Raw genomic sequence first — 2,343 nt, 5'->3', positions numbered from 1 at the left:
ACGTACAGCAGGACAACCCCTTCCAGACCCCGCAGGCGGACCTGCAGCAGGCTTCTGCCTCGACGCTGCCGCTGTACAGGATTGCCTCGGTGGGGCTGGGCACCTTTCTCGGCACACCGCTGGCCGGTGCCTGGATGCTCGCGCACAACCTGCAGCTGCTGGGCAAGGCCGACCGTGTCGCGATGGTCTGGGGCGTTGCCGTGTGCCTGCTGGCGCTGACCCTGGCCCTGGCCTTCGTCTTGCCGGAAGAAGTACCCACGCTGCCGTTCGCCATCGGGCAGCTGCTGGGCATGGTGATGCTGGCCAAGCACCTGACCGAGGCCGATATCCAGCAGCACGCGGCCGCTGGTGGCACCTTCCTCTCCAACTGGCGGGCGGCAGGCATTGCCGTGCTCTTCTCGATCGCCGTGATGGCGCTGCTGTTCGCCGTGCTGATGATCCTGGACGTCTGATCCGTGTCCGCCCCGTGCCGTGCGGGGCGTTCGCCTCTGCAGTATGCGGATCGATCGCGGATGGCGGCGATTCGCCAATAAATTCCGGACGGCCGCTCACTTTTGCCTCTAGCATTGCTGGCGCAGGGACGCGTCGATGGAAGTGGGCACAGGCTTGGCCCTGATAGCTCTGTCGCTCCCTGCCCAACATGAACGCAAGGAGCGAAAACAATGCACAAGACACTCATGGCGCTGGGCACCTGCCTGGCGATGAGCCCGCTGATGGCAGCCACGTACTGCGACAGCCGGGGTAACAGTGGCAGTGAATGGATCGCCGGAGTCAGCGTCAATGGCGCGAGCCAGACGTCCGGCAGCGATGGCGGTTACCTGAACGCCACGGGTCAGCCTCCCTTCCAGCTGACGGGGCAAGGTGACCGGCTGGAGCTCCGTCCCGGTTTCCGCAACACCCAGTACGTCGAGAACTGGGGGGCCTGGATCGACTTCGACCAGAACGGCAGTTTCGAGGCGAGCGAGAAGGTGCTGGTCGCTCAGGGCAGCACCGTCGTCTCTGCACCCATCGCGGTGCCTTCCGGCAGCGCCGGTACCACCCGCATGCGGGTACAGATGCGCTGGGGCGCTACCGCGCAGCCCTGCGGGACTTATGGCTACGGCGAAACCGAGGATTACCTGGTCAAGCTGCCAGACGGCGCAGGGCAACCGACGCTGCCCTACAGCCTCACGCTGGAGCCCGGTTTCTGGGTGTCCCGCAGCGGCGATCTGGGCGACAAGCTGACGCTGGTGGTCGAAGAGGACGGCAAGCGCGTCCTCGGGCGCAACGCGGCCGGCAACCTGCGTGATCACTATTGGAACAATGCTGCCGGCAAACACTACCGGATCTGGCTGGAGAGCTTCATCGACGGCGGCTACAAGACCGTCTCGAATGTCGTGGCCTACCAGCCCGGCGTCACTGACCGTGTTGCGCTGAGCCGCAATGCCGATCAGGGCAGTATCAGTTCGTCGGCCGCGTTCCAGGGCAACTGGGTGATCGCCGCACAGGGCGGCGAGACGCTGCGTCAGCCGGCGCAGGCCGGTGTTCCGCTGCAGTTCGCCTTCAGCCATGGCGAGCGTTATCAGGTCTGGGCCGAAGCCAGCGTGAACGGCAAGGACGAGGCCATCTCGGTTCCGCTCGCCTTCCGCGAGGGTTTTCCCGCTCGCTACATCGACCTGGAGGTCGAGGCGGACTTCCAGCTTCGGCATGACGGTCCTGCCGACAAGCCCCTGAACTGGGTCATTCGCGAGGACGGTGTCGAGGTGCTGCGCCAGCCCACCGGCGGTACTGCGGAACTGCGCTACCCGTTCCAGCAGGGCCGTGCCTACAAGGTCTGGATCGAGCAGGCCGTTGGCGGCGAGCTGGTGCAGGTCTCCGATGCCGAGTACTTCTCGCCGGGGCTGACGGACCTCTATCAGTTGAGCATCGGCGACAATCGCCAGGTCAGCCGCAGCGGCAACATCGGTGATGCCCTGACCTGGGTGATCGAGGAGGAGGGCAATATCGTTCTGGAGCGTAACGCGGCCAACGAGCTGGCCTACACCTACTACCGCTTCGATCCCGCCAAACGCTACCGCGTATGGCTGAACCGCTTCCAGAATGGCTACTACCAGCGGGTGTCCAACGTGGTGCGTTATGGCCGGGCCGCCGAGGACTACCTGCCGCTCTACCAGCTGACGGTGGATGCCAACCAGACCCTGACGCGCACCGGGGGCGTACACGCCATGCTGACCTGGGTGATCGAGCAGGATGGCAGCATCGTGCTGCAGCGCCTGGCGGAGAACGAACAGAGCTATCGCTACTTCGCCTACAGCGCGGGCAAACGCTACCGCTCCTGGCTGAAGGCCTATATCGACGGCCGCT

Annotated in this window: 2 protein-coding genes; both read left to right on the top strand. The window is 65.1% G+C overall.

Annotated features, from left to right (window positions below):
• On the top strand, positions 1–452 hold a 452-nt coding region (locus tag J0A65_RS22435; RefSeq protein WP_206596537.1), incomplete at its 5' end, for a hypothetical protein.
• A 210-nt stretch (positions 453–662) separates the two neighbouring features.
• A partial coding sequence (locus tag J0A65_RS22430; RefSeq protein WP_232850106.1) for a GEVED domain-containing protein occupies positions 663–2,343 on the top strand: 1,681 nt, incomplete at its 3' end.

It is taken from the genome of Bowmanella yangjiangensis, from assembly GCF_017255015.1.
In the GTDB taxonomy this organism is placed as follows: Bacteria; Pseudomonadota; Gammaproteobacteria; order Enterobacterales; family Alteromonadaceae; genus Bowmanella; species Bowmanella yangjiangensis.
This window is presented reverse-complemented; position numbering and strand designations above follow the sequence as displayed.